Raw genomic sequence first — 25,382 nt, forward strand, 5'->3', positions numbered from 1 at the left:
GTCAAGCAGGGCAAGCCGGGCAAGGTGGCTTTGGTCGCGGTGATGCGCAAGATGCTGGTGATCCTCAACGCCCGCAAAAGGGATGCGGAGGCCCAGATGGCCTCCGCCTGACAAGACAGTTGCTACAGAGATCCTTCAATCGTGCTCGAACCGCAATGGCTCGCTGCCCATCGCCGGGTCGCTGGTGCCGGGGCGACCATCTTCTGCGCGACCGGCCAGACGCAGCACGCTCTCACCCGCGCCGACCTGCAGGTCATACCAGCCCGCGGTAGGCGTTGCATCCCACGCCAATGCGGTCTCTGCATGCGCCGGCAGCGCCAGCGTCTGTTCCGGCATGTGCCCGGCATAGGCGCCGGCATGCACGCGCAGCTGCTGTACGGCATCGCTGAGATTGCGCAGATGCAGCCGCAGCTGGCCTTCGGCGCGCTCGACCGACGCCTGCACGACGGGCCCTTTGGCAGCGCCCTGGAAGTGACGGTGGAAGCCATTCGGGCCGAGCAGCCACAGGTCATAGCGTCCCTGGGCGTCCAGCGCCCAGCGCTCGCGCAGCGGCGTGCCCGGTACCAGCGTATAGCGGCGTGGCACCGCACCCAGCCGCAGCCGATCGTACACATGCAGCACCGCCGCTGCGCCTTCGCAGGACAGCGTCAGATCCACGCCCGATGCGTCGATCGCAGTAATCGATGCCTGCGGCCGATAGGGCAGGGCACGCGCCGGGCGTACGCCGCTTTCCTGTTTCGCCGGCTTCAGTCCCTCCGGCAACGCCGGCACGGTGCGTCCCGGCAGGGCGGCAGCGCGTGCGGCAACCGCGCTGACGTCGGGCAGGCCGCGTACGAACGGGCGGGTATCACGCTGGGCGAAGTCGAAGGCATTGCTGAGGTCACCGCAGACCGCGCGGCGCCACGGCGAGATGTCCGGTGCGGCCACGCCGAATCGGCGTTCGATCAGGCGTATGACCGAGGTGTGGTCGTACACCTGCGAATCGACCCAGCCACCCCGGCTCCAGGGCGAGATCACGTAGAGCGGCACGCGCGGGCCCAGTCCGTAGGGGCGTCCGCGCAGCTCGGCGGCGTCGTACTTCTCATCCCCCGGTGCCGGAAGGCGGTGGTACTCGCCCTCGGTGCTGACCGAAGACGCACCCGCCCAGCCACCGTTTTCCGGTGAAGGTGGTGCCGGTGGCGGCATGTGGTCGAAGAAGCCGTCGTTCTCGTCGAACATCAGCAACAGGGCGGTGCGGCTCCACACTTCTGGATCGGCGGTCAGTGCATCCAGCACGCGCGCGGTGTACGCCGCGCCCTGGGCCGGGCTGGAAGGGCCGGGATGCTCGCTGCCGGCCGCGTCGGCGATGATGAAGCTGACCTGCGGCAGGCGCCCGTCGACCACGTCCTGGCGCAGCTGTGCCAGCCCACGCGTGCTGACCCCACGCGCGCGCAGCTGCGGGTCATGCCCCGGCGCAGCGCGGTAGGCCTGGCGGAAGGACTCGAAGCCGGCCAGCGGGTTGTCGGTGAAGTTGTCGGCCATGTCCTGGTAGATCTGCCAGGACACCCCGGCCTTCTGCAGGCGTTCTACATAGCTGGTCCATCGGTACGACGCCGGATGCCCGCCATGTTCCGGGAAGTTGTCGTGCGAGTTGGCGATCACCGGGCCACCGGCGCGCGCGGTCGCATCGTTGTGGCCGGTCCATAGGAACACCCGGTTCGGGTTGGTTCCGGCCTGCATCGCACAGTGGTAGGCGTCGCAGATAGTGAACGCCTCGGCCAGGGCGAACTGGAAGGGCAGGTCGCTGCGCTGGAAATAGCCCATCGAATGGTTCTGCTTGGCTTTCGGCCATTGACCCATGCGTCCATGGTCCCAGGCACGCTGTGCATCAGGCCAGGTGTGCGGCGTGCCTTCCACCCGCATGTAGCCGAAGTGTGCAGCGGTATCCAGCGGGAACGGTGCGATCGCGCGCGTGCCGCTGGCATCGGGTTGCAGCCACAGGCTGCGCGCGCGGCCACCGGCCTGCAGCGCGGCGGCCGGGGCCACGAAGCGGTCGCCGAAGCCACGTACCCCCGGCAGCGTGCCGAAGTAGTGGTCGAACGAGCGGTTCTCCTGCATGAACACCACGATGTGCTGCAGGTCTTCCAGGCTGCGCGTCTGCGCGGCGGGTGCGATCGCTGCAGCCCGGGCGATGCTGGGTAGCAGGGGGGAAAGGCCGGCGGCAGCGCCGGCCTGCAACAACCGGCGTCGGCCGATATCGGTCACGGGTTCACTCACAGGTCCACACGGAAGGAGATGCCGACGGTACGCGGTGCGCCGATGAAGGCGTTGTCGCGGCCATCCACCCCTGCAAGATACCGCTTGTCGGTGAGGTTGCTCACCACCAGGTTGGCGCCCATGCCCTTCAGGCGCGGCGACAGGCCCTGCAGGTCGAAGCCGATGTTGGCGTTGAACACGGTGGCCGAGGGCAGCTTGTTGACGTTGGCGGCATCAAGGTAACGCGTGCCCAGGTAGCGGCCGGACAGGCCGAAGTTCCAGCTTTCACCCTGCCAGTCGGCCGACAGCACCAGGGTCTGTTCGGGCTGGCCGATCACCTTGGCACCGTCGACGATGCCGAGCTGGGTATCACGTGCGGCGTCGCCACTGCCCAGGTACTTGGAGCGGTTGTAGGCATAGGCGGCGTTGAGTCGCCAGCCGTTGTCCCAGCCATAGCCGAACGCGGCCTCCAGACCGTTGCTCTCGACGCCGCCGAAGTTCTCGTAGACGCCGTCGGTCTCGCCCAGGTAGTCGATGCCGCTGACGAAGCCGGCCGGCAGGTAGACGATGCGGTTGTCGAACTTGATGTTGTACAGGGTGACCGAGGCGGTCAGCGGCCAACGGCTGATGCGCATGCCGACTTCGATGTTGTCGGCGGTTTCCGGCTCCACGTTGCGGAAGCGCTGCGGGTCGGTCTCGCCGAGCACGCCGGAGGGAATGGCGGCGAAGTTCTGCGAGAAACCGGCGAACAGCTCCATGCCTTCCACGCCTGGCGCCCAGGTGAAGCCGGTGGACAGCAGCGGATCGGACTTGGAATCGGATTTCACGTGCTCATTGGCACCGATCACGCGGCGGCGCGACTGGTCGACGAAGAACTGCTTCACGCCCAGGCGCGCGCTGAACGGGCCGAAGCGTGCGATATCCTCGACGTAGTACATCTGCTCATCAACCTTGTACTTGTCCTCGAACTGCACCCAGTACGGCTGGTGGTCGAAGGCGATGTCCTGGCCGACGTTGAGCAGGCGATGCCAGTCGCGGCGTGCCGAGCGGTCCAGCTTCTCCACCCACAGCCCGCCACGGATCGTGTTGTCGACGGCACCGAAAGTCTGCCGCCACTCGACGTCGGCGGTCACGCCCTTGCGGTTGTTGTCGTAGTGGGTGTGGCGGTACGACTGCGCGCCCAACACGTTGCCGGCGTAGCAGTTCGGGTCGTACTCGGCAGTGAAGCCCAGCCGTGGGGTGCAGCTGGCCAGGCGCTGTGCGGCGCTGCCATCGGGATTGACGAAGAAGATCTGGCCGCGGTTGCTGCCGCCGTACACGGTCCTGCCACCGAGATACTCCGATTCCGGGCGGCCAGCACCGTCATCGCTGACCTGTGCCAGGTAGGGCGGCAGCCAGTCACCGCGGCCTTCCATTCGGTGCCCATAAGCGGCCACCGAGGCCTTGAAACCGTTGCCGCCGTCGAAGGCCGCGCGCAGGTAGCCGAAGGTGTTCTCGCGCAGCGCACGCGAGCCGGAACGGAAGTTCTGGTCCAGGTACGGAATGCCGGTGAGGGTGCCGACCAGGTTGTCGCGATCCGGGTTGGTGGCGAAGCCCTTCGGCGAGACGCTGGTGTACTCCGGCTCGTCGGCATCGTTGTAGGACAGGTAGCCGGTCAGCGTCCAGCGATCCAGCTCGGTGATGAACTTGCCGGCGATGTGGTCGTTGCTGGTCTGGCCGCTGCCGTCGATCCAGTCGTGCACGCGCGCGGAGGAAGCGCTGACCCAGGCGCGGGTGTGGCCGCCGAGCAGGCCGGTGTCGTAGCGCACGTAGTACTTGCGTGCCTCGTTGTCACCGGCGCCGACCACGAAGCGCAGGCGGCTGTCCTGCAGCGGATCGCTGGTGAGGAAGTTCAGGGTGCCCCCGAGGGCTTCGTTCGAGCGCGAGGAGATGTCAGCGGTGCCCTGGCTGACTTCCACCGTTTCCAGATCGAGGGTGTCGATGTAGCGGTTGGCCAGCGAGCCGCCGCCGTAGCCCGAGCCGCCATTGGGCAGGCCATCGATGGTGGTGCCGATCTGCTGCGTATCGCGGTTGGTGACGAAACCGCGCATGCTGATCTGCGTGCCCCACACCGACGAACCGGTGGCGTCGGCTTCACTGACCACCACCCCGGGTACTTCATTGAGTGCGTCGTTGACGCTGCTCATCACGGTCTGCCGGTTCAACGTTTCCGCACGTACCGAGGTCTTGGCGTAGCTGGTGGCCTGGCCTATCACCTGCACCTGGTCCAGGGTACGGGCATCGCTGCTGCGCGGTTCGGCCGCGTCGCCCTGCGGTGCTTCGGCCAGGGCATCCAGTGCGGGGGCGATCAGCAGGGCAAGCAGGGAGACACGGGGAAAGCGCGCAATGGTTCGCATCGAGACCGGACCTTGAGGGGAGGGAAGCCCCGGAGTGTCGGCAGCGCCAATGACATCGGCATGACGCGAAGATGCAGGAACCGTGTTGTGTGACGGCCGGTACCCGAGGCCGCCTGCCTCAGTAGCGCGCGTCCTTCGGTTTCGGGTCACGCGGCCAGTCCTTGGCCTTGTTGGCGAAGTCCGGACGCGGCTGGTTGATGAAGTAGCTGGCGACGTCCACCGCATCCTGGTCGGGCATCACCTGCTGCCCCAGCGGGGGCTCGCGGGTCACTGCCGGCGGCATGTTGTGCTTGACGAAGCCGGCGGCCTTGTACAGCCGCGCCATGCCCGCGCCGATGTTGAAACTGCGGTCACCCCACAGCGGCGGGAAGGCGATATCACCGCTGGCATCGCGTCGGCCTTCGCCGTTGTCACCGTGGCAGGCGGCGCATTGCGCGGCGTACAGCGCCTGGCCGCGGATCGGATCAGGTGTCAGTGAGCTGTCGATCGGCCCTTCGCTGGGTGCCGCCACGCGCGCACCTTCGGGAACGGGACGGCTCAACCAGGTCATGTATTCCAGCATGGCACGCATTTCCGGCGCGTCCTTGGCCAGCGGTTTGCCGTTCATCGAGCGCTGCAGGCAGCCATTGATGCGCTCGGTCAGCCCGATCACCTTGCCTGGCCGTGGCATGTAGCGCGGGTAGGCACCACCACCCGTATTGAAGTAGTGGTTGCCGAACGGCCGCTTGCCCTCGGCCATGTGGCACGAATTGCAGTTCAGATCGTTGCCGACGTTGTCCGGCAGCAACCGCGCGGTCTCGTTGAGGAGGCGGCGGCCGAGCATCACCGACCCGGCATTGCCCAGCCCGGCAATTTCCTCGGCGCTGGGGGCGTGGTACTGGCCGACCACCGTGCCCTGCGCGTCGAGAATATCGATCGTGCTGGCCACGGCGGCATCCAGGTCCGGGTACAGATGGCGGTAGGCGAGGGTGCCGGCACCGGCCAGCAGCACAACGGCGATCGCACTGCCGGGCAGCAGGCGGGAACGTTTGCGCGAACGCTTCATCGTGCAGCCTCCTGCGGAACGTAATGCACCGGCTTGTCACGCACCACCCGGCGCATCCTCGCCACGTCGACCTCGTTGACCGCGCTGGCCTGGTTGCCCCAGCTGCTGCGGATGAAGGTCAGGATCTGTGCCAGTTGTGCATTCGGCAGCCGCTCGAAACCGGGCATGGTGAACGCCATGCGGTCGTGCGGGGTATGCGGCGTGCGGCCACCGATCAGGGTCACCTGCACCAGCGAACTGGGATCATCGGCGAACACGATCGAGTTGCCAGCCAGTGCTGGGTAGACCCGTGGCATGCCGCGGCCGTCGGCGCGATGGCAGGCCTGGCAGTGCTCTGCATAGGCCAGCGAGCCGGCCACGCGATAGTCGCCACTGCGCAGTGCGGCGGTGGTGGTGTCGGTACCCGGTGACCACTGTGCGCTGCGGCCCTCGCGAGCCGGCAGTTGTTTCAGGTAGCGTGCCATGGCCAGCAGATCGGCGTCGGAGAGGTACTGCGTGCTTTGCTCGACCACATCGGCCATGCCACCGAAGGCCGCCGAACGATCGGTGCGGCCGGTGCGCAGGAAGTCGACGATCTCACCCTCGCTCCAGCTGGCCAGGCCGGTCGATTCATTGCGCAGGTTCTTCGCGTACCAGCCTTCCAGTACCGAACCGGACAGGAACTGGCGGCTGCCATCGTCGGCCATCGCCTTTTCCTGGAAGGCCAGCCCGCGTGGCGTGTGGCAGGCGCCGCAGTGAGCCAGGCCTTCCACCAGTTCTGCACCACGCTGCTCGCCGGCATCCAGCGCTGGATCCGGGCTGAAGCTGCGCGGGCGTGCGAACAGCAGCTGCCACCAGGCCAGTGGCCAGCGCATGTTGGCTGGCCACGGAATCGTGCTGTCGGCGTTGTCCTGCTTCACCGGCTGCACCGAGCCCATGAAGTAGGCGTACAGCGCCTTGATCTCGGCATCGCTGGCGATCACGTATGAGGCGTACGGCATTGCCGGATACAACGGCTGCCCATCGTGACGGATGCCGCGACGGACCGCGCGCTCGAAGTCGGCGTAGTCGTAGGCGCCAATGCCGGTGTCCGGATCGGGCGTGATGTTGGTCGAATAGATCGTGCCCATCGGCGTCTGCATGCCCAGTCCACCGGCGAACGGCTTGCCGCCCGGCGCGGTATGGCAGGCAGCGCAGTCGGCCGCGCGCGACAGGTATTGCCCCTGCGCGATCAGCGCCGGGTCGTGGACGTTGACCTTCGCCTCCTGTCGCGGTGCGAACCAGTAGGGCGTGGTGCGGGCGATGCCGTAGGCGGCGGCCACGGTGGCGGCCAGGGCAATGGCGAGCTTGAACGAGGTGCGCATGGCGGCACTGTGGGCAATCGCGCACGCGCGTTCATTGATCCGGATCAATGACTGAACAGATACAGCTTGTACACCAAGCTGAATCGTTCCCGCGTTGTCATCAAGCCGTCATCCACGCGCGATAGATGGCCGGTCGGGTGGGGCGTTAACGTCACCACTTGTCTGATTCACCCCTACGACGTGATATGAAGCGCCTGCTGCTGTTGTTGCTGGCGTGCGCCGGCCTGTGGCTGGCTGCATGCTCCTCCTCCATCAATGCCTCCTCCACCTCGCTCGCTGATCGGCTGATCGCGCCGGGTGGCGTGTCGACCCTGCTCGATCGCCCGCGCATTGCCGCCGCCATTGCCGAGTTGCCCAATCGCCATGGTTTCGCAGCGGGGCGCGATGGCGTGCCGATCTTCTGGCGCGTGTTCGATCCGGGTAACTACGGTGCCCGCTACCACTACCTGCCGCAGCGCCACGAGAACGGCCTGCCGCTGGATACCGGCTTGAGCCTGGCCGTGCCGCAGCCCTTCCACGCGCAGGCACCGCGCGGCACCGTGGTGCTGCTGCACGGTTGGATGATGAACGGTGATTCGATGTTGCCGTGGTCGCTTCAGTTGGCCGAGTCCGGCTACCGCGTGGTCACCCTCGACCTGCGCAACCACGGCCAGTCCGGTGCCGGTCCGTCCGGCTATGGCACCTATGAATCCGATGACGTGGTCGATGTGATCGGTGAGTTGCGTGCACGCGGCGAAGTGACCGGCCCGTTGTACCTGTTCGGTGTGTCATACGGTGCGGCCACCGCAGTGTTCACCGCCGACAAGCTGGGCGATCAGGTTGCCGGGGTGGTAGCGATGGAGTCATTCGCCAATGCCGGGGTGGCCATCCGTACGATGATCCCGCATCTGATGGGGTTGCAGCCGGAAGGGTTGAAGGCGCAGGCGGTAGCCTCCTACGCGCGCTGGCGTTACGGTGGCCAGGACATCGACCAGGTGGTCGCCGCGGCAAGCCGCCGCATCGACGTCGATCTCGACCGTGTGGACGTGGCGCGCGCGTTGGCCGATACCCACGCCTGCGTACTGCTTCTGCACGGGCAGGGCGACCAGCACATCCCGGTCAGCCAGGGCCGCGAACTGGCGCAGGCCAATCCGCGCGCGCACTACATCGAGATGCGCGGCGAAGATCACATCACCCTGCCGCTGAGGCTGGATCTGCTGGCCGGTGTGGTCGACGACTGGATGGCACGCGACGAGCACCATCCGGAAAGCACCTGCCCGGCACCGCAGCTGCCCGCCCAGGCCGAATGGCTGGTGCACGAAACCGATACGCCGGTGAAGGCTCCGGCGCGCAGCTGAAAAAAGGGGGCGGAGTGGATTAGGTCGTTTCCCGCACACCTGGGCTAGAAACGACTTAATCCCCTCCGTCCCCTTTTCTGTCAGGGCAGGCGTCGTGCCAGTGAGCGCGCCGACGCGGCTACGCCCAGCAGTAGCGCGGCCACGCAGAGGAAGGCGAAGCCGAGGCTGGTGGCGTGTGCCAGTGCACCGATCGCTGCCGGGCCGGCGAGGATGCCGGCGTACCCCAGTGTGGTAACCGCAGTGATGGCGATGCTCTCCGGCATCACCCGCTGCTGGCCCGCCATGGAAAACAGCGCTGGCACGATGTTGGCGCAGCCCAGCCCGACCAGCACGTAGCCGGCCAGCGCCACCGGGAATGACGGCACCAGCGTGGCCAGGGTGAAACCCACCGCAGCGGTGATGCCGCCGAAGACCATCGTGCGGGTCCGGCCCAGGCGCTCGACGATACCGTCGCCGAACAGGCGCATCGCGGTCATCGCCAGGGTGAACAGCGCGAAGCCCGCACCAGCCTGGTCGCGTGGCACCTGCCGTACTTCGGCCAGGAACACCGCACTCCAGTCCAGCATCGAACCTTCGCCGAGGAACACCACGAAGGCCAGCACGCCGATGAACAGCACCACGCCGTGCGGCAGTGCCAGCAGCGGCCCTTCGTGCAGGATCCGTTGTGGGCGCCAGTGCGGGGCCGACAGCGCCGCCACCACCAGCAGCGCCGCTACCGAGACCAGCGCGGCCAGCCACAACGGCGTACCCAGGATCAGCAGGCCGGTCATGCAGCCAGCACCGACAAAACCACCGATGCTGTAGAAGGCGTGGAAGCCGGACATCATTGCGCGCCCGGCGTCGCGCTCGACCGCCACCGCCTGCATGTTCACCGTGCAGTCCATCGCGCCCACGCCGGCACCGAATACGAACAGAGCAGCGCCCAGTGCGAAAGGCGAGGGCGCAAGCGCCAGCAGTGGCAATGCCAACAGCACCATCGCGCAGGTCACCACCAGCAGCCGGCGGCAGCCGAGGCGGCCGGTCAAGGCACCGGCCAACGGCATCGCCAGCAACGAGCCCAGGCCGAGGCACAGCAGTACCGCGCCGAGGCTGGCATCGGACAACCCGGCCTTGGCTTTGGCATAGGGCACCATCGGCGCCCAGGCAGCGGTGGCGAATCCGGGAATGAAGAAGGCGGCACGGGTGGCGTGCTGCTGGGCACGTGGGGATGAGGGCGTCATGCGCGGTGCGAAGCTCCAAGGAGTATCCATGAAAACGTTTTCAGGCCGGATGGGCAAGTGCCATGCGTGAGATCAAGCGACGCATACGATTGCAGTGACCCGAATGCGTCACCAGTGATTAACGCCCCACGCGGACAGTGGCGACACGGTCGGCATTCCGCCGGCCGCTGCCGGAGATCCGTACATGAGCACGACACCGACCATCCTCCTCGTCCATGGTTTCTGGGGCGGGGCCGCACACTGGGCCAAAGTGATCCTGGAGCTGCATCGCAACGGCCATGACCGCGTGCAGGCGGTGGAACTGCCGCTCACCTCGCTGGCCGATGATGCCGGCCGCACCCAGAAAATGATCCGGCAGATCGACGGGCCGGTGCTGCTGGTCGGCCACTCCTATGGTGGTGCGGTGATCAGCCAGGCCGGCAACGAGGCCAACGTGAAGGGCCTGGTCTACATCGCGGCGTTCGCCCCGGATGCCGGCGAGAGTCCAGGTGGCATCACCCAGCAGCATCTGCCGGATGCGGCACCGAATCTGGCGCCGGACAGCGATGGCTACCTGTGGCTGCGTGCCGACAAGTTCCATGAAAGCTTCTGCCAGGACCTGAGTGACGACGAAGGCCGGGTGATGGCGGTGACCCAGAAGGCGCCGCTGGCCAGCACTTTCGGCGATGCGGTCAGCGACCCGGCGTGGAAGCACAAGCCGAGCTGGTACCAGCTGTCCCGCCATGACCGGATGATCGCGCCGGAGAACCAGAAGGTCATGGCTGGTCGGATGCAACCCAAGCGCTTGCTGGAACTGGATGCCAGCCATGCCTCGCTGGCCTCGAAACCGGCCGAGGTGACCGCGTTGATTCTTGAGGCCTGTGCCGCCGTAGGCGGCTGATCCGGCGCCATCGCGACGCGCGCGACGGCATACCGCACGACAGCCGGGGCGCAGGGGAGTAAACTCCTGCGCCTGCGGCCATCCGGCCCCATTCCCATCCCGCCTCCAGCCGCCGCCAGAGGATCCCACTCGATCGTGGAGGTTCCGTCGTGTCGTCTGTGCCTGTCCGTTTTCCGCTCCCGTTTCCACGTCGCCTGCCGCTGTCGCATGCGCTGGCCCAGGGTCTGCTGCTGCTTGCACTGAGCGGCGGCACCGCGGCCGCCCAGTCCTCCCAGGGCGAGGACAAGGCCAAGCCGGCGCCCGCCTCGCAGACCCTGCAGACCGTACAGGTCACCGCCAACCAGCTCGGCACCATCACCGAAGGCAGCGGCGCCTACACGCCGGGCACCATCGCCACCGCCACCAGGCTGGTGTTGACCCCGCGGCAGACCCCGCAGACCATCAGCGTGATCACCCGCGCGCAGATGGACGACTTCGGCCTGGACGGCATCGATGACGTGATGCGGGTGACCCCGGGCATCAGCATCGTGACCTACGACAGCGAGCGCACCGAGTACTACGCACGCGGATTCGCCGTGCAGAACTTCCAGTACGACGGCATCCCGATGTCGCGCGACTCGGCCTACTCGGCCGGTAACACGCTCAGCGACACCGCCATCTACGACCGCATTGAAGTGCTCAAGGGCGCCACCGGCCTGCTGACCGGCATGGGCGATCCAGGCGCGACCATCAACCTGGTGCGCAAGAAGCCGGGCAAGGACTTCGCAGGTAGTGCGACGCTGGGTGTGGGCCGCTGGGACGACTACCGCGCCGAGATCGATGTGGGTGGTCCGCTGACCGCCGATGGTCGCGTGCGTGGCCGTGCCGTTGGTGCCTGGCAGGACAAGCATTCCAATCTCGATTTCTACCAGCGCACCAGCAAGGTGGGCTACGCAGTGCTTGAGGCCGACGTGGGCGAGCGCACCCTGCTGACTGTCGGCGGGGACGTACTGGAGAGCGATCCGAAGGGCTCGACCTGGGGCGGCATCCCGCTGCTGGACAGCCAGGGCAACTTCAACGACATGCCGCGTTCGTTCAACAATGGCACCCATTGGAGCGGCTGGCGCCAGTACGTGCGCACCGGCTTCGCCACGTTGGAGCACACGTTCAACAATGACTGGGTTGCCAAGCTGCAGCTCAACCATCAGGTCAATGGCTATGACGCGGCCCTGGCCGGAGCGGCCGGTGGCAATCCCGATCCGGTTACCGGCGAAGGCGTGTCGCTGTGGCTGGGCAAGTATGTCGGCAAGACCGTCAGCAACGCCGCCGACTTCTACGTCAGCGGGCGCTTCGGCCTGCTTGGGCGCGAGCATGAACTGGTGGTCGGCGGCAGCGCGTCGCGCAAGCGCTGGACCAACACCGGTTACTCACCGCAGCCCGGCTACCCGACAGCGGTGCCGGACTATCGCGCGTGGCAGGGGGACATTCCCGAGCCGCAATGGCAGCGGGGCTACGACAACAATGAAGTGACCCGCGAGAACGGCGTCTATGTGGTCGGCCGCTTCGATGTTGCCGATCCGTTGAAGGTGATCGTCGGCAGCCGCCTGGCCAGCTACCGCTCGCCGCAGACGCGCGAGACCGGCGTGTTCGTACCGTATGCCGGTGTGGTCTATGACCTGGGCGAACACTATTCGGTGTATGCCAGCTACAGCACCATTTTCAAGCCGCAGGGCGAGCGCGACGAACAGGGCAAGGCGCTGGATCCGCTGGAAGGACGCAGCTACGAGATGGGCCTGAAGGCGGAATTCTTCGATGGCCGCTTCAACGCCAGTGCGGCGCTGTTCCAGCTCGACCAGGACAACTTCGCCCAGCCTTCCGGTGGCAAGACGCCGACCGGCGACATCGCCTACCGCGCGCTGATGGGCGTGCGCACCAAGGGCTATGAGCTGGAGCTGTCCGGCCAGCTGGCCGAGGGCTGGCAGGTCCAGGGTGGTTTCGCCCACAAGATCGCACGCCAGGCCGGGACCAAGGTGTCGACGCTGGAGCCGGAGAATCAGTTCAGCCTGCACACCAGCTACCGCCTGCGCGGCGACTGGAAGGGGCTGACGCTGGGTGGTGGTGCGCGCTGGCAGGATTCCACTTTCGGTGAGATCACCAACCCGGCCACGCAGGCCAAGGTGGTTCATCGCACCCAACCGTATTGGTTGCTGGATGCGATGGCGCGTTATGAATTCAGTGATCGCCTGTCGGCCACGCTCAACGTCAACAACCTGCTGGACAAGCAGTACTACACGATCTTCAGCTGGTACAGCACCTATACCTGGGGTGAGCCGCGCAACGTACGCCTGGCGATGACGTACAAGTTCTGACGCCGGTGGTGCTGTAGCGCCGAGCCCGCTCTCGGCTGGCCGTGCATGGCCTGATCCAGGCAAACAGCAGCCGAGCGTGGGCCCGGCGCTACAGAAATGCGCCCGCGATGCACTGGAGCATCGCGGGCGTTGTCGTTACAGCGGCAGGTCGAACACCAGCACTTCTGCGTCGTTGCCGTTTTCCAGGGTCAGCTGTGCTTCGTCGCTGACCTGCAGCGCATCGCCGGCTTCCAGGGTGATGCCGTTGACCTGCAGCTGGCCCCGCGCCACCTGCACATAGGCGCCACGACCGTTGCCAAGCGCGTGGTGCAGCTTCTGGCCGCGATCGACGATGGTGGCGAAGATGCGGGCATCCTGGTGGATACGCAGCGAGCCGTCGGCACCGTCAGGCGAGGCAATCAGGCGCAGCTGGCCGCGCTTGGTCTCCGGCGCGAAGTGGGTCTCCTCGTACGACGGGGTGATGTTCTCCGCGTCCGGGAAGATCCAGATCTGCAGGAAGTGCACCGGCTCATCGGCCGAATGGTTGAACTCGCTGTGGCTGACACCGCTGCCGGCACTCATGCGCTGCACGTCGCCGTAGCGCAGCACCGAACCGGTGCCCATCGAGTCCTTGTGCTCCAGCGCGCCGCCCAGTACATAGGAAACGATCTCCATGTTGCTGTGGCTGTGGGTGCCGAAGCCCTGGCCGCCGATCACCTTGTCTTCGTTGATCACCCGCAGCGGGCCGAAGCTGACGTAACGGGGGTCGTAGTAGTTGGCGAAGGAGAAGGTATGGCGCGAGGACAGCCAGCCATGCTCGGCCAAGCCACGGGTAGCGCTCTTGCGGATCTGCAGCATGATGGAATCTCCTTGTTCGATGGTTTCGATGGGGCGGGATGGGCCTCTGGCCGCTGTGTTTTCCCGTTGGAGAGAAGTATCCGCTTGCGCCCCGGCTTTGAAAAACGGATAGTTTTGACAGCCATCATCGAAAAAATCGAATGCTCAAGCTCAGCCTCGATGCCCTGCAGATCCTGGATGCCATCGACCGCCGTGGTTCGTTTGCCGGCGCCGGCAAGGCCCTGCACAAAGTGCCCTCGACCATCTCCTACACCGTGGCCAAGCTGGAGGAGGACCTGGGCGTGCAGCTGTTCGACCGGGTCGGCCCGCGCGCCGAACCGACCGAGGCCGGCCGCGCGCTGCTGGAAGAGGGCAGGCACCTGCTGCGCGCCGCGCGTGAGCTGGAGCTGCGGGTGCGGCGGGTGGCCTCGGGCTGGGAGACCGAGCTGACCCTGGCGGTCGACTCGGTGTTTCCGACCTGGCTGTTGGGGCCGGATATCGCCGCATTCCGTGAGGCCGAGGCGCCGACCCGGCTGCGGCTGATTGGCGAGGCCCTGTCCGGCACCTGGGAAGCCCTGCTGGACCGCCGTGCCGACCTGCTGGTCGGTGCGCCGGGCGAGGGCCCCAGTGGCGGTGGTTACGTGGTCGAGCCGCTGGGCACGGTGGAGTTCGTGTTCGCGGTCGCGCCCGATCATCCCTTGGCGGCGGTGCCGGGCGTGCTCGGTCGCGAGCAGCTGGTCGAGCATTGCGCGATCGCCGTCTCCGATTCGGCGCGGCGGCTGTTGCCACGCACGGTCGGCCTGTTGATGGGGCAGGAAATGCTGACGGTGCCGGACATGGCCAGCAAGCTGAAGCTGCAATGCGAGGGTGTGGGCTTCGGATTCCTGCCCGAGCCGTGCGCGCGCGCGGCAGTAGCGCGCGGCCAGCTGGTGATCCGCGAAGTGGAGGAGCACAAGCCGGAAGAGACGTTCTGGCTGGCCTGGCGCACCGGCGAGGATGGCGCCGCACTGCGCTGGTGGCGAGAGCGCCTGCGCAGGCCGGAGCTGCTGTCGCAGTGGTGGCAGTCAATGGCACGGGGTTAGGGGTACGGCAGGGCTGCGCCCTGCACCCGCTACGAGCTGGAGCAACAGCAACAGCAGAAGCTGGTTCCCGTGGGGAGGCGGGGTGGGTCCGGTTGCGGGAGACGCCGTAAACCCCGCTCCGCGGTCCGGCCCAGCCGCTGGCGGCTGTGCGTTCGGGCGCTTGCGAAGCAGTGCTTCGCAAGCAAAGCACCCTCACCCTTGGGGGCTTGGCCGCGGCATCCATGCCGCGAACACTCCCGCAACCGGACCCACCCCGCCTTCGACAGAGTCCCGGTGCTGTTGGTAGGTGTCGACCTTGGTCGACACGGTAGATCCACGCCATGCGTGGATGCTCTTCCATCAATTGTCGAAATATTCGAACTCGATGAAGATTCATCCACGCATGGCGTGGATCCATCAGATCGCGGAAATCTGTCAGAGGTGGGGCGGTGTCGGAGTGCGGGGTGTCCGCGGCATGGATGCCGCGGCCAAGCCCCCATGGACGGGTTCACGGCGTCCCCGCACTCCGACACCGCCGCGCCACCCCACGGAATGTGTGCTGTTGCTGTTGCTCCGGCCGTTGCTTCGGCGGGTGCAGGGCGCAGCCCTGCCGAAAAACACACATAAAAAAACAGCAGGCCGAGGCCTGCTGTTTCGGTGTAATGGTGCGCCCGGAGAGATTCGAACTCCCGACCGCCTGGTTCGTAGCCAGGTACTCTATCCAACTGAGCTACGGGCGCCAATTACATAAACTTGTTGTGCTGACGGTGTATGGTGCGCCCGGAGAGATTCGAACTCCCGACCGCCTGGTTCGTAGCCAGGTACTCTATCCAACTGAGCTACGGGCGCGCGGTACACAATCAATTTACTGCTTAATTTTACTGCATTTTCAGCGGCGGATGCTGAAAACCTGTCGAGTGGTGCGCCCGGAGAGATTCGAACTCCCGACCGCCTGGTTCGTAGCCAGGTACTCTATCCAACTGAGCTACGGGCGCCCTGCGACAGGAGCGGAATTATGCGGATCCCGGCGCGGACCGTCAACAGTTTTGTGAAAATTTTCACCCAACTGAATGAAAAAGCTGTCAGCCACGGCGTCCGGTGCCTTCAGCCAGGCGAAGTGATCGGCACGCGTGCCCAGCTCCTGCGCGGAAAGCACGTGCAGCTGCGCGGCCACATTCGGCAGCTTGGCCAGCAACGTCTGCATCGATCCGGTCGGTGCCAACCAGTCGTGTTCCATCAGCACCGCCTGTGCGCTGCCATGCACGCGTGCCATCTGTGCGTCGAGATCTTCGGCCATGCCCGCGGCGGCGTAGTGATTGTTCAGGCCCACGCGCGCCCAGTCGGCGATCAGCCCACGTGCTTCGGTTCCACCAAAGCCCAGGCGACGGCCATGCAGCACGCCTTGGCGCTGTGCGATCCACGGCAGGAAGCGATAGACCAGCGGCAGCAGCCAGCCGCGTGGCGGCGGGAAGCTGCGCCAGAACGGTGAGCCACTGGCGGCCAGCCACAGCCGATTGAAGTGCTGCGGATGGCGACCGGCGTGCACGCAGGCCAGCTGCCCACCCAGGCTGTGGCCACCGATGATCCAGGGCAGGGCGCCTGCTTCGTCATCCGCTGCGGCCAGTACGCCCTGGCTGCTCGGCAGATCCTGATCGAGTACTTCGCGATAGCCCCAGTCCTGCGTGCGTGACGGACGTAGCGAGCTGCTGCCGTTGCCGCGCCACTCGTGCAGGTACACCGCCACGCCCTTCGCCGCCAGCGCCTGTGCCAGCGGCAGGTAATGGCGTGCGGCCACACCCAGTGCTGGCAGCCACAGCAGGCGCGCGATGGGCTGTGCGGGCACGCAGGCGATCACTTCGTAGCGATGGCCATCAGTGCACTGCACGGCAAGGACGTCCGGTGCGAGGCTCATGCGTGAGGCGCCGCGCCGAAGTGGTCGAGCACCAGCACCTCGCTGCGGCCAGGCGCGTAGCCCTGCTGCAGCCCGCGTGCGACGTAGTCGATGCCGGCTTCGCAGGCGTTGGCCAGGCTCAGGCCGTTGCACAGCTGCGCGGCGATGGCTGAGGCCAGCGTGCAGCCGGTGCCGTGTGCGTCCAGCGGCAGGCGAGCGTGGATGAATTCTTCGCTGCTGACGCCGTCGAAGTAACGGTCGATCACCCGGTTGCCTTCATGCAGGTGCCCGCCCTTGAGCAGTACTGCGCCGGCGCCGAGGCCAAGCAGTGCGGCAGCGGCCTGTTCGGCGTCATCGCCGTTGCTGATCTTCCGGCCTACCAGCAGTTCTGCTTCGGGGGTATTCGGGGTGATCAGCGTGGCTAGCGGAATCAGGCGCTCACGCATCGCCTGCAGCGCGCTGTCTTCAAGCAGGCGAGCACCGCTGGTGGCGACCATCACCGGGTCCAGCACCACATGCGGCGGCCGGTGGCGCTCCAGTGCGTCGGCGACGGCGTTGATCACTTCGGCATTGGCCAGCATGCCGAGTTTCACGGCGTGGATGTCGAAGTCGTCGAAGCAGGCGTCCAGCTGTGCACGCAGGAAGTCGATCGGTGGCACGTGCACGGCAATGACGCCGCGGGTGTTCTGCGCTGTCAGCGCAGCGATCGCCGAGAGGCCGTGCACGCGGTGCGCGGCGAAGGCTTTGAGGTCAGCCTGGATGCCGGCGCCGCCGCCGGAATCGGAGCCGGCGATGGTCAGGGCGGAAACGGGAGTGGTCGGGCTCATCAGGTGATTGTGCCGTGGTCCAGCAGGGGAAGGTAGATCCACGCCATGCGTGGATGCCTTTGATTCAATGCCGCCAGCGCGCCCACTGCTGGTACACCACATAGCCCAGCCCTGTCAGCCCGGTCAGCAGGGCGGGGGCGAGAAGGGCGTCGTACTGCCAGCGCATGAACAGCCAGGCGCCGATGACGCCGCCGGCGAGGAAGCCGCTGATGATCAGGCCGCTGAGGGTCAGTCGGCGCACCTGCAACGGCAACCCGCGCAGCAGGTGGCCGAGGCCGATGCCGAGGTCGGTGAACATGCCGCTGAGGTGGGTGGTGCGCACCACCGCGCCACTGAAGGTGGTAGCCATCGCGTTCTGCAGGCCGCAGGCCATGGCGGCGGCCAGCGCACCCCAGATCTGATGCTGTTCGAACAGCGGGATGGCGACCAGCAGCAGTGCCGATTCCAGTGCCAGCGCCACGCCATAGCGGCGGCCAAGCTGCAGGGCACTGTCCTGGATCAGCAGGCCGCTGAGCATCGCGCCCAGCGCGAACGCGATCAGCAGCCCCCACAGGTGGCCGACCGCACGCCAGTCGCCCTGTGCCAGCGCCATGCCCAACTGGCTGGTGCTGCCGGTCATGTGGCTGACGGCCTGGTGTTCGAACCCCAGGAAGCCAACCACATTGACCATGCCGGCCACGCATGAAAGCGCGACCGCGCCGATCCAGACCCAGGTGGGCAGGCGTATTCCCATCGGCGGGGCCCCCTCAGGGCCCGCCGAAGCCGCCGTTGAACTGCAGCTCGCTGAAGGTGTTGCTGGCGGGATCGAACACGGCGCCCCAGAACTGCGTGCCGCCATCGCAGACGCGGATCGCCTTACGGGCCGGATTGATGCTGCCATCGTCAGGCAGGTGGAAGGCGTTGATGTAGATCAGCCGCTTGCCTGCGCTTTCTATGCCGACGTACTGGCGATCGAAGTCCAGCACCTTCGGAACCTGTGCTTCCAGCGAAGGCAGCTTCGCTTCCAGCTGGTCGATCTGCTGCCGGCTGGGTGCCCAGTAGCCGCTGACCCGCCCGGCCTCGCGGCCGGGGCTGGCGCGCGAGCAGGTGTCGAGCACCTGCGCGGCGATGATCGGGCGGGTGACCACCCAGGACTGGCCGGTACGCTCTGCGGTCGGCACGCTGGCCGGGCCGCGCGTGGTGGTGCAGGCGCCGAGCACGGCTGCGAGGGTGATCGCAGCCGTGGGCAGCAGCAGGCGGGTGCAGCGGTTCACAACACCTCCGAGGCGTAGTCGGCCAGGCGCGAGCGCTCGCCACGACGTAGTGTGATGTGCGCGCTGTGCGGCCAGTTCTTGAAACGGTCGACCGCGTAGGTCAGGCCCGAGGTGGTCTCGGTCAGGTACGGGGTGTCGATCTGCTCGACGTTGCCCAGGCAGACGATCTTGGTGCCGGGGCCGGCACGGGTGATCAGCGTCTTCATCTGCTTCGGGGTGAGGTTCTGCGCCTCGTCCAGGATCAGGTAGCGCGACAGGAAGGTGCGGCCGCGCATGAAGTTCATCGAGCGGATCTTGATGCGGCTGGCGAGCAGGTCGTTGGTGGCCTGGCGGCCCCAGGTGCCGCCTTCCTGGTTGTGCGTGAGCACTTCCAGGTTGTCGGTCAACGCGCCCATCCATGGCGTCATTTTCTCTTCCTCGGTGCCGGGCAGGAAGCCGATGTCTTCGCCGACGCTGACGGTGGCGCGGGTCATGATGATCTCGCGATAGCGCTGCTGGTCCATCGTCTGTGCCAGGCCGGCGGCGAGGGCCAGCAGGGTCTTGCCGGTACCGGCGGTGCCGAGCAGGGTGACGAAGTCGATTTCCGGGTCCATCAGCGCATTGAGCGCGAAGTTCTGTTCGCGGTTGCGCGCGCTGATGCCCCATACGGCGTGACTGCCGTGGCGGAAATCATCGACCAGCGACAGCACCACCTTGCCATCGCCGACCACGCGGCTGACGCGCAGCTCGACTTCGTCTTCGCCGGGCAGGTAGACGTACTGGTTCGGGTACCACTCTTCGCCGTCCTGCGCCTGGATTTCGTAATGGGTACGGCCCTTGTCGCTCCAGCTGCGCAGGTCATCGCCGTGGCGCTTCCAGAAGTCTTCCGGCAGCTCGGTGGCGCCGGTGTAGAGCAGGCTGAAATCATCCAGAGCGCGGTCGTTCTCGTAGTCCTCGGACACGATGCCGGCGATCGCTGCCTTGATCCGCAGGTTGATGTCCTTGGAAACGAACACCACCGGGATCTCAGGTGTCTCTTCCTTCAGGGCCAGGATCGCGCCGAGGATGGCGTTGTCCGGGATCACCTTGCCGAAGCTCTTGCCGGCGTCGAAATGGCTGGTCTGGAAGCGCAGCAGGCCCACGCTCTGCTTGCCGCGCAGCTGCAGGCCCTGCGGCCGCTGCAGCGGAATGCCGTCGGCCAGGTTGTCCAGGCCCGAGGCCTGCACCAGCTCGTTGAGGAAGCGGCTGACCTGGCGCGCATTGCGGCTCGCCTCGGTGGTGCCCTTCTTGCCGTTGTCCAACTCCTCGATCACCTGCATGGGCAGGTAGACGTCGTGCTCCTCGAATTTGAACAGCGCGGTGGGATCGTGCATCAGCACGTTGGTATCCAGCACGTAGATGCGCTTGCCTCGGGTCATCGTCGATTCCTGGTTACGGACAGGGGAAAACCATCACGGCCTGCTGCGGGGCAGGGTGATGGCAGACACAGTAGGCAGTGGGACTCACTTGGACTGGGAGGCCTTCAGTTCGGCGAGAACGGCATCGGCATGGCCGGCGACCTTGACCTTGCGCCAGGACTGCACGATGCGGCTGTCGGGGGAAATCAGGAAGGTGCTGCGCTCGATGCCACGTACCTGCTTGCCGTACATGTTCTTCATCTTGATCACGTCGAAGGCGCTGCACAGCGCTTCGTCGCCATCGCTGACCAGCGGGAACGCAAAGCCCTGCTTGGCACAGAAATTGTCGTGCGACTTCACCGAATCGCGCGAGACGCCGAGCACGACTGCGCCTGCCTTCCTGAACTTCGGCAGCAGCGCGTTGAAGTCGATGCCTTCGGTGGTGCAGCCGGGGGTGCTGTCTTTCGGGTAGAAGTACAGCACCAGCCATTGGCCGGCGTAGTCGCCGAGGGTGGCCTGTTCGCCGCCGGACAGTGCCAGCGGCAGGGAAAGAGTGGTGCTGTCCAGGGTGTCGCCGTTGTTCATGAGGTCCTTCTGTCGAGCCTGGGTTCTTTCCAAGACAATTGCATGAAACGCCACGCGCCTGTGAGAGGCGCGCGAAATTCAGAACTTCATCGGGTCCATGATCGCGTCCAGGTTCAAGTGGTCGCAGAACTCGAGGAAATCGTCGCGCAGCGCGGCGATGTGCATGTTGGCCGGCACGCCGATGGTGACCTGCGCGCTGAACATTTCCGCACCGGTCTGCATGGCGCGGTAACGCGTGCTCTGCAGGCTCTCGATGGTGATGCCCTGGCGGTCGAAGAAGTCGGCCAGCTGGAACAGGATGCCCGGCTTGTCGGCGGCGATCACCTCCACGATGTACGGCAGCAGGTTGGACTGCGCCTGCTTGGCAGCGGTGCGGTACCAGACCAGCTTCAGGCCTTCTTCGCGCTCCAGCCGGGTCAGCATCGCTTCCAGCTTGGCCACCGAATCCCAGGAGCCGGTGGCCAGGGCGGTGACGGACACATCGCGACCGACCGTGGCCAGGCGCGCGTCCACCAGATTGCAGCCGCTGTCGGCAATGCGGCGGGTGACGGACAGCAGGGGGGACTCCGGATGCGTCGTATAGGCGTTGATCAGGAGGTGGTTTTCGCTCGGCGCGGGGCGCGGGGTGGTGTCGGTCAAGGCGATTCCGGGTAATGCATGCGTTAGTCTGAATGCCCGCCAGAGGCGGGGATCCACCGGTGTCCAGCATACTTGCCCGTGGTTTCGCGCCGCAAGTAACATTCAGGTCGCCCCCGGCCTTTCGTGGCGGGCGTTTTCCCTTTCCAGCCAAGAGCAGCACGTCCTTGTCCCTTTCCGGCCTCATCACCGCGCTGGCGACCCCGTTCCGGGCCGACGGCGCCCTCGATCCCGACGGTTGGCAGCGCCTGCTGCACCTGCAACTGGAAGGTGGCGTCCATGGCGTTGTCGTAGCTGGCTCGACCGGCGAAGCGGCAACCCTCACCGATGCCGAGTACGACCAGCTGCTGGCCAGCGCGGTCGAGCGTATCGGCGGCCGCATTCCGGTCATGGCCGGTACCGGCCTGTCGGGCACCGGCAAAACCATCGAACAGACCCGCCGCGCCGCCGCGCTCGGTGCCAGCCACGCGCTGGTGGTCACCCCGCCGTACGTGCGGCCGACCCAGGCCGGATTGATCGCGCACTACCGTGCCGTTGCCGACCAGGGCGGGTTGCCGGTCGTGCTGTACAACGTGCCTGGCCGTACCGGTTGCGACATGCAGCCGGAGACCGTGGCCGAGCTGGCCAGCCATCCCAACATCGTCGGCATCAAGGAGGCCGTGGGTGACACTGGCCGGGTGCAGGCGCTGCTGGCGCTGCGCAGCGCGCAGTTCGCCGTGCTCAGTGGCGATGACGGTACTGCCGCGCGTTCGATCCGGGCTGGCATCGATGGCCTGATCTCGGTCGGTTCCAATGTGCTGCCGGGCGCCTACCGCCGGATGTGCGAGCTGGCGGCCGCCCACGACCACGAAGCTACCGAATCATGGGATGCGCGCCTGCAGCCGTTCCATGAGTTCTGTGGCGTCGAGCCGAATCCGATCCCGGTCAAGGCGCTGCTGCGCCGCATCGGCATCGGCCACGACCTGCGCCTGCCGCTGCTGCCGTTGTCGGCAGCGCATCATCGGGCTGCCGATCACCTTGCCGGCGACATCGCCGCCCTCGAAGCCCTTTCCAGCCACTGACCTTCCGTCTTGGTCTGACCCAGGAGATTCACATGCGTCAATCCGTTTCCACTGTCCGCGTGCTGTCCTACGCCCTGCTTGCTGTGGCCGTCGCCGCCGGCACCACTGGTTGCTTCAAGCGTGGCGTCAAGGGCGACTATGCCCTGGCCCCGGAAATGCGTCCGCTGGAAGTGCCGCCGGACCTGAACCTGCCGGCGACCACCGGTGATAACAAGGTGCCGACGCTGGCGTCGGCGACCAAGCCGGCTGCGCCGGTTGCGGCGGCTCCGGCTGTGGGCAACACCGGTTTCACCATTGCCGGTGGCAAGGATGAAGCCTTCGCCAAGGTCGGTACCGCGCTGGAAGGCGTGGAAGGCGTGACCATCGCCAGCCGCGCGCAGCTGCTGGGCTCGTACGATGTAGCCTATGAAGGCAGCAACTTCCTGGTGCGTGTGGTTGCCGTCGACGCCGGCGCGTACATTTCCGCGGTCGACCCGCGTGGCCTGCCGGCCACCGCCGAGGCCCCGGTGAAGCTGATCGCCGCGCTGAAGGCGAAGCTGGCGCAGTAAGCGCGGGTCGGGTGGGGGCGGGCCCAGGTCCGCACCTGCCCGGGTAGAGGCCGACCTTGGTCGGCGCTTCTGTGCCAACCAAGGTTGGCACCTACCGGATCTTGCGGTTGGCACCTACCGGATCGCGCGGTTGGTATCTGCCGAGCAACGAGAAAGGGCGCCATGGGCGCCCTTTTCCTTGCTGCAACAAGCGCTTCTCAGCGCTCCAGCAGCTTCAGCTTGTCCGGCTTGCCGTCCCATTCGCCGGCGTCGGCAGGCGGGTCCTTGCGCACGGTCAGCACCGGCCATTCTTTGGCCAGCTCGGCATTGAGGGCGACGAAGCCTTCCTGGCCGGCGGGGACATCATCCTCCGGGAAGATCGCATTGACCGGGCACTCCGGTTCGCAGAGGGTGCAGTCGATGCACTCATCCGGGTCGATCACCAGGAAGTTCGGGCCTTCGTGGAAACAATCCACGGGGCACACTTCCACGCAATCGGTGTGTTTGCACTTGATGCAGTTTTCGGTGACGACAAAGGGCATGGGCTGGGGGTGGATCGATTCCTGAACCCGACAATTCTAGAACAGGTTGGCCCCCGGTGTCGGCGCAGGGCGGAAAACGGGCGTCTGGCAGGCCCGGCCGTGGCCGGTTGGCGGCAGGGCAACGCCCATGCGACGCTGTGGCGTAGCCGGTCATCCGTGATGGCCGGTACCCCTTCCCAGCAGGTACGTCCATGTCCCAGATCCAGACCGGATCCGCCTTGCACCGTGGTGAGAACACCGCGTTCATCGTCCTGATCAGCTGCGTGGCCACCCTCGGTGGATTCCTGTTCGGCTTCGACAGTGGTGTCATCAACGGCACGGTCGACGGCCTGCGCCAGGCCTTCAATTCCAGTGAGGCGGCGCTGGGCTTCGAAGTCGCCTCGATGCTGCTGGGCTGCGCGATCGGTGCATTCCTGGCCGGTTGGCTGGGCGACCGCCTGGGCCGTCGCGGCGTACTGATCGTGTCCGCGCTGTTGTTCCTGATATCGGCGCTGGGTGCCGGTGCTGCCCATGCCTCCTGGCTGTTCATCGCCGCTCGCGTACTCGGCGGGTTCGCAGTGGGCGCGGCCAGTGTGATGTCGCCGGCCTACATCGCCGAGGTGGCGTCGGCACGCTATCGCGGTCGCCTGGCCACGGTGCAGCAGATGGCGATCATCTGCGGCCTGTTTGCCGCCTTCCTCAGCAATTACCTGCTGGCCCGTGCCGCCGGGGCCTCCACCGAGCCATTGTGGCTGGGGCATGAGGCCTGGCGCTGGATGTTCTGGATGCAGGCGCTGCCGTCGGGTCTGTTCCTGCTGCTGTTGCTGGTGATCCCGGAGAGCCCGCGTTTCCTGGTGCTGAAGGGCCGGCAGGCGCAGGCAGGGGTGGTGCTGGCACGGTTGTATGGCGATGGTGCGGCGGCGGCCAAGCAGGCCGAGATCGAAGCCAGCCTGGCCCAGGACCAGCACAAGCCGCGCTTCGGCGATCTGCTCGACAAGGCCACCGGCAAACTGCGCCCGATCCTCTGGGTGGGCATCGGCCTGGCGATGTTCCAGCAGCTGGTCGGCATCAACGTGGTGTTCTACTACGGCGCAGTGCTGTGGCAGGCGGTGGGCTTCTCGGAAAGCGACGCGTTGCTGATCAATGTGCTGTCCGGTGGACTGAGCATCGGTGCCTGCCTGCTGACCGTGCTGCTGATCGACCGCATCGGACGCAAGCCGCTGCTGTGGATCGGCTCGGTCGGCATGTCGGGGGCGCTGGTGTTGATGGTGGTCGCCTTCGCCAGCGGCAGCCTGGTCGACGGTCGCCTGCAGCTGTCCGATGGCATGGGCAGGCTGGCCCTGGTTGCGGCCAATGCCTACGTGGTGTTCTTCAACATGTCCTGGGGCCCGGTGATGTGGGTGATGCTGGGCGAAATGTTCCCCAACCAGATCCGCGGCCCGGCGCTGGCGGTGGCGGGTGCGGCGCAATGGACCTCGAACTTCGCCATCACCGTGACCTTCCCGATGCTGCTGGCTGGCATTGGCCTGGCCGGTGCCTACGGCATCTATATGGTCGTGGCGATCCTTTCGATCTTCTTCGTCGTCCGCTACGTGCGTGAGACCAAGGGCAAGGAACTGGAGCAGATGGAAGGCTGACGGCTGGCCTGCCGCCTCTCGACACATTTCGTGTGGCGGACGCAGGTCTGCGGGTCGGGATTGAGTTGGCTGCGGAGGAGCGAGGCTGTTCGTGCCGCCGTCGCGGAAAACTGTAAGGAGGGGGCGGGCCACCCTGGCCTGGACCGTTGGCGCCATGGATGGGCTTTTGCGTGTCCAGGCCAGGGTGGCCCGCCCCCTCAAACGCAGAAGCAGGCAGGCGCCACAGCGACCAAGCACCCGACGCCACAAACCCAGGAAAACAGAAAAGCCCGCACAAGGCGGGCTTTTTCGGTTCCTGCTGCGGCGACTGGTGCTCCCTAGGGGACTCGAACCCCTGTTTTAGCCTTGAGAGGGCCACGTCCTAACCACTAGACGAAGGGAGCAGTG

21 protein-coding genes, 4 tRNA genes and 1 pseudogene are annotated in these 25,382 nt (G+C 66.3%); 8 read left to right on the forward strand and 18 right to left on the reverse strand.

The features are described from left to right. A pseudogene (locus DI041_RS11950) lies at nucleotides 1-111 on the forward strand (IS110 family transposase); the annotation flags it as partial. A 24-nt stretch (nucleotides 112-135) separates the two neighbouring features. On the opposite strand, the gene DI041_RS11955 reads toward DI041_RS11950, so the two are convergent. From DI041_RS11955 to DI041_RS11970, 4 genes are all read right to left on the reverse strand, one after another. Continuing rightward, on the reverse strand, nucleotides 136-2,244 hold the full coding sequence (locus tag DI041_RS11955; RefSeq protein ID WP_136638843.1) for a phosphocholine-specific phospholipase C: 2,109 nt from the start codon (nucleotides 2,242-2,244) through the stop codon (nucleotides 136-138). Nucleotides 2,245-2,252: 8 nt separating this feature from the next. Continuing rightward, the gene (locus DI041_RS11960; RefSeq protein WP_136638839.1) at nucleotides 2,253-4,631 is read right to left on the reverse strand and encodes a TonB-dependent receptor; all 2,379 of its coding nucleotides are present in this window, start codon (nucleotides 4,629-4,631) and stop codon (nucleotides 2,253-2,255) included. A 118-nt stretch (nucleotides 4,632-4,749) separates the two neighbouring features. Next, nucleotides 4,750-5,676 (reverse strand): c-type cytochrome, encoded by a 927-nt coding sequence (locus tag DI041_RS11965; RefSeq protein ID WP_136638838.1) that lies wholly within the window; start codon nucleotides 5,674-5,676, stop codon nucleotides 4,750-4,752. Beyond that, complete coding sequence (locus tag DI041_RS11970) at nucleotides 5,673-7,019, reverse strand: c-type cytochrome (protein WP_136638837.1); 1,347 nt, start codon at nucleotides 7,017-7,019, stop codon at nucleotides 5,673-5,675. The genes DI041_RS11965 and DI041_RS11970 overlap by 4 nt, the downstream gene beginning before the upstream one ends. 185 nt (nucleotides 7,020-7,204) lie before the next feature. Between DI041_RS11970 and DI041_RS11975 the strand changes: the two genes are divergently transcribed. Beyond that, nucleotides 7,205-8,356 carry an alpha/beta fold hydrolase gene (locus DI041_RS11975; protein WP_136638836.1) on the forward strand — a complete coding sequence of 384 codons (1,152 nt, stop codon included), beginning with the start codon at nucleotides 7,205-7,207 and terminating at the stop codon, nucleotides 8,354-8,356. 80 nt (nucleotides 8,357-8,436) lie between these two features. Here DI041_RS11975 and DI041_RS11980 read toward each other — a convergent pair whose 3' ends face one another. Beyond that, complete coding sequence (locus DI041_RS11980) at nucleotides 8,437-9,576, reverse strand: MFS transporter (RefSeq protein ID WP_046985860.1); 1,140 nt, start codon at nucleotides 9,574-9,576, stop codon at nucleotides 8,437-8,439. Between the two features lie 184 nt (nucleotides 9,577-9,760). Here DI041_RS11980 and DI041_RS11985 point away from each other — a divergent pair, with 184 nt between their 5' ends. Both DI041_RS11985 and DI041_RS11990 read left to right on the forward strand, forming a co-directional pair. Further along, entirely contained in the window at nucleotides 9,761-10,456 is a 696-nt protein-coding gene (locus DI041_RS11985; RefSeq protein WP_046985861.1) for an alpha/beta hydrolase, read from the forward strand. A gap of 149 nt (nucleotides 10,457-10,605) precedes the next feature. After that, complete coding sequence (locus tag DI041_RS11990; RefSeq protein ID WP_136638835.1) at nucleotides 10,606-12,804, forward strand: TonB-dependent siderophore receptor; 2,199 nt, start codon at nucleotides 10,606-10,608, stop codon at nucleotides 12,802-12,804. Nucleotides 12,805-12,939: 135 nt separating this feature from the next. Here the strand turns inward: DI041_RS11990 and DI041_RS11995 are convergent, their stop codons facing one another. After that, complete coding sequence (locus DI041_RS11995) at nucleotides 12,940-13,641, reverse strand: pirin family protein (RefSeq protein WP_136638834.1); 702 nt, start codon at nucleotides 13,639-13,641, stop codon at nucleotides 12,940-12,942. Between the two features lie 140 nt (nucleotides 13,642-13,781). On the opposite strand from DI041_RS11995, the gene DI041_RS12000 reads away from it, so the two are divergent. Beyond that, entirely contained in the window at nucleotides 13,782-14,702 is a 921-nt protein-coding gene (locus tag DI041_RS12000) for a LysR family transcriptional regulator (protein WP_065723159.1), read from the forward strand. 642 nt (nucleotides 14,703-15,344) lie between these two features. On the opposite strand, the gene DI041_RS12005 is transcribed toward DI041_RS12000, so the two are convergent. The 10 genes from DI041_RS12005 to DI041_RS12050 all read right to left on the reverse strand — a co-directional run bounded on the left by DI041_RS12005 (nucleotide 15,345) and on the right by DI041_RS12050 (nucleotide 21,252). Next, nucleotides 15,345-15,421 (reverse strand) — tRNA-Arg (locus tag DI041_RS12005). Between the two features lie 32 nt (nucleotides 15,422-15,453). Next, a tRNA-Arg gene (locus tag DI041_RS12010) sits at nucleotides 15,454-15,530 on the reverse strand. 69 nt (nucleotides 15,531-15,599) lie between these two features. Then, nucleotides 15,600-15,676: transfer RNA gene (locus DI041_RS12015), tRNA-Arg, on the reverse strand. After that, nucleotides 15,667-16,593, reverse strand: coding sequence for an alpha/beta hydrolase family protein (locus DI041_RS12020; RefSeq protein ID WP_136638833.1), 927 nt, complete (start codon nucleotides 16,591-16,593; stop codon nucleotides 15,667-15,669). Before DI041_RS12020 ends, DI041_RS12015 begins: the two co-directional genes overlap by 10 nt. Then, complete coding sequence (thiD, locus tag DI041_RS12025) at nucleotides 16,590-17,399, reverse strand: bifunctional hydroxymethylpyrimidine kinase/phosphomethylpyrimidine kinase (RefSeq protein WP_136638832.1); 810 nt, start codon at nucleotides 17,397-17,399, stop codon at nucleotides 16,590-16,592. The genes DI041_RS12020 and thiD overlap by 4 nt, the downstream gene beginning before the upstream one ends. Before the next feature lie 64 nt (nucleotides 17,400-17,463). After that, on the reverse strand, nucleotides 17,464-18,132 hold the full coding sequence (locus tag DI041_RS12030) for a YoaK family protein (protein WP_046986011.1): 669 nt from the start codon (nucleotides 18,130-18,132) through the stop codon (nucleotides 17,464-17,466). A 13-nt stretch (nucleotides 18,133-18,145) separates the two neighbouring features. Next, nucleotides 18,146-18,652, reverse strand: coding sequence for a hypothetical protein (locus DI041_RS12035; protein WP_046986012.1), 507 nt, complete (start codon nucleotides 18,650-18,652; stop codon nucleotides 18,146-18,148). Continuing rightward, complete coding sequence (locus DI041_RS12040; RefSeq protein ID WP_012510694.1) at nucleotides 18,649-20,049, reverse strand: PhoH family protein; 1,401 nt, start codon at nucleotides 20,047-20,049, stop codon at nucleotides 18,649-18,651. The genes DI041_RS12035 and DI041_RS12040 overlap by 4 nt, the downstream gene beginning before the upstream one ends. Nucleotides 20,050-20,133: 84 nt before the next feature. Then, the gene (locus DI041_RS12045; protein ID WP_046986013.1) at nucleotides 20,134-20,613 is read right to left on the reverse strand and encodes a peroxiredoxin; all 480 of its coding nucleotides are present in this window, start codon (nucleotides 20,611-20,613) and stop codon (nucleotides 20,134-20,136) included. 78 nt (nucleotides 20,614-20,691) lie between these two features. Continuing rightward, a complete protein-coding gene (locus DI041_RS12050) occupies nucleotides 20,692-21,252 on the reverse strand; it encodes a glycine cleavage system transcriptional repressor (protein WP_012510695.1) in 561 nt (186 codons plus the stop codon). 164 nt (nucleotides 21,253-21,416) lie between these two features. Between DI041_RS12050 and dapA the strand changes: the two genes are divergently transcribed. Next, complete coding sequence (gene dapA / locus DI041_RS12055) at nucleotides 21,417-22,310, forward strand: 4-hydroxy-tetrahydrodipicolinate synthase (RefSeq protein ID WP_136638831.1); 894 nt, start codon at nucleotides 21,417-21,419, stop codon at nucleotides 22,308-22,310. Nucleotides 22,311-22,342: 32 nt separating this feature from the next. After that, entirely contained in the window at nucleotides 22,343-22,858 is a 516-nt protein-coding gene (locus tag DI041_RS12060) for a hypothetical protein (RefSeq protein WP_046986015.1), read from the forward strand. A 197-nt stretch (nucleotides 22,859-23,055) separates the two neighbouring features. Here the strand turns inward: DI041_RS12060 and fdxA are convergent, their stop codons facing one another. Further along, on the reverse strand, nucleotides 23,056-23,379 hold the full coding sequence (gene fdxA / locus DI041_RS12065) for a ferredoxin FdxA (protein ID WP_005409054.1): 324 nt from the start codon (nucleotides 23,377-23,379) through the stop codon (nucleotides 23,056-23,058). Between the two features lie 191 nt (nucleotides 23,380-23,570). Here fdxA and DI041_RS12070 point away from each other — a divergent pair, with 191 nt between their 5' ends. Continuing rightward, complete coding sequence (locus DI041_RS12070; RefSeq protein ID WP_136638830.1) at nucleotides 23,571-24,995, forward strand: sugar porter family MFS transporter; 1,425 nt, start codon at nucleotides 23,571-23,573, stop codon at nucleotides 24,993-24,995. Nucleotides 24,996-25,303: 308 nt separating this feature from the next. Here the strand turns inward: DI041_RS12070 and DI041_RS12075 are convergent. Beyond that, nucleotides 25,304-25,378 (reverse strand) — tRNA-Glu (locus tag DI041_RS12075). Nucleotides 25,379-25,382 lie beyond the last annotated feature (4 nt).

Origin of the sequence: Stenotrophomonas maltophilia (assembly GCF_004920835.1) — a bacterium.
In the GTDB taxonomy this organism is placed as follows: domain Bacteria; phylum Pseudomonadota; class Gammaproteobacteria; order Xanthomonadales; family Xanthomonadaceae; genus Stenotrophomonas; species Stenotrophomonas maltophilia_AQ.

Excerpts from the sequence above, each read along its gene's own strand:
- DI041_RS11970 (WP_136638837.1), bottom strand. The coding sequence starts at position 7,019 with ATGCGCACCTCGTTCAAGCTCGCCATTGCCCTGGCCGCCACCGTGGCC.
- DI041_RS12045 (WP_046986013.1), bottom strand. The coding sequence starts at position 20,613 with ATGAACAACGGCGACACCCTGGACAGCACCACTCTTTCCCTGCCGCTG.
- fdxA (WP_005409054.1), bottom strand. The coding sequence starts at position 23,379 with ATGCCCTTTGTCGTCACCGAAAACTGCATCAAGTGCAAACACACCGAT.
- DI041_RS12030 (WP_046986011.1), bottom strand. The coding sequence starts at position 18,132 with ATGGGAATACGCCTGCCCACCTGGGTCTGGATCGGCGCGGTCGCGCTT.
- DI041_RS12040 (WP_012510694.1), bottom strand. The coding sequence starts at position 20,049 with ATGACCCGAGGCAAGCGCATCTACGTGCTGGATACCAACGTGCTGATG.
- DI041_RS12020 (WP_136638833.1), bottom strand. The coding sequence starts at position 16,593 with ATGAGCCTCGCACCGGACGTCCTTGCCGTGCAGTGCACTGATGGCCAT.
- DI041_RS12060 (WP_046986015.1), top strand. The coding sequence starts at position 22,343 with ATGCGTCAATCCGTTTCCACTGTCCGCGTGCTGTCCTACGCCCTGCTT.
- DI041_RS11985 (WP_046985861.1), top strand. The coding sequence starts at position 9,761 with ATGAGCACGACACCGACCATCCTCCTCGTCCATGGTTTCTGGGGCGGG.
- thiD (WP_136638832.1), bottom strand. The coding sequence starts at position 17,399 with ATGAGCCCGACCACTCCCGTTTCCGCCCTGACCATCGCCGGCTCCGAT.
- DI041_RS11975 (WP_136638836.1), top strand. The coding sequence starts at position 7,205 with ATGAAGCGCCTGCTGCTGTTGTTGCTGGCGTGCGCCGGCCTGTGGCTG.
- DI041_RS12070 (WP_136638830.1), top strand. The coding sequence starts at position 23,571 with ATGTCCCAGATCCAGACCGGATCCGCCTTGCACCGTGGTGAGAACACC.
- DI041_RS12000 (WP_065723159.1), top strand. The coding sequence starts at position 13,782 with ATGCTCAAGCTCAGCCTCGATGCCCTGCAGATCCTGGATGCCATCGAC.
- DI041_RS11960 (WP_136638839.1), bottom strand. The coding sequence starts at position 4,631 with ATGCGAACCATTGCGCGCTTTCCCCGTGTCTCCCTGCTTGCCCTGCTG.
- DI041_RS11965 (WP_136638838.1), bottom strand. The coding sequence starts at position 5,676 with ATGAAGCGTTCGCGCAAACGTTCCCGCCTGCTGCCCGGCAGTGCGATC.
- DI041_RS11995 (WP_136638834.1), bottom strand. The coding sequence starts at position 13,641 with ATGCTGCAGATCCGCAAGAGCGCTACCCGTGGCTTGGCCGAGCATGGC.
- DI041_RS11980 (WP_046985860.1), bottom strand. The coding sequence starts at position 9,576 with ATGACGCCCTCATCCCCACGTGCCCAGCAGCACGCCACCCGTGCCGCC.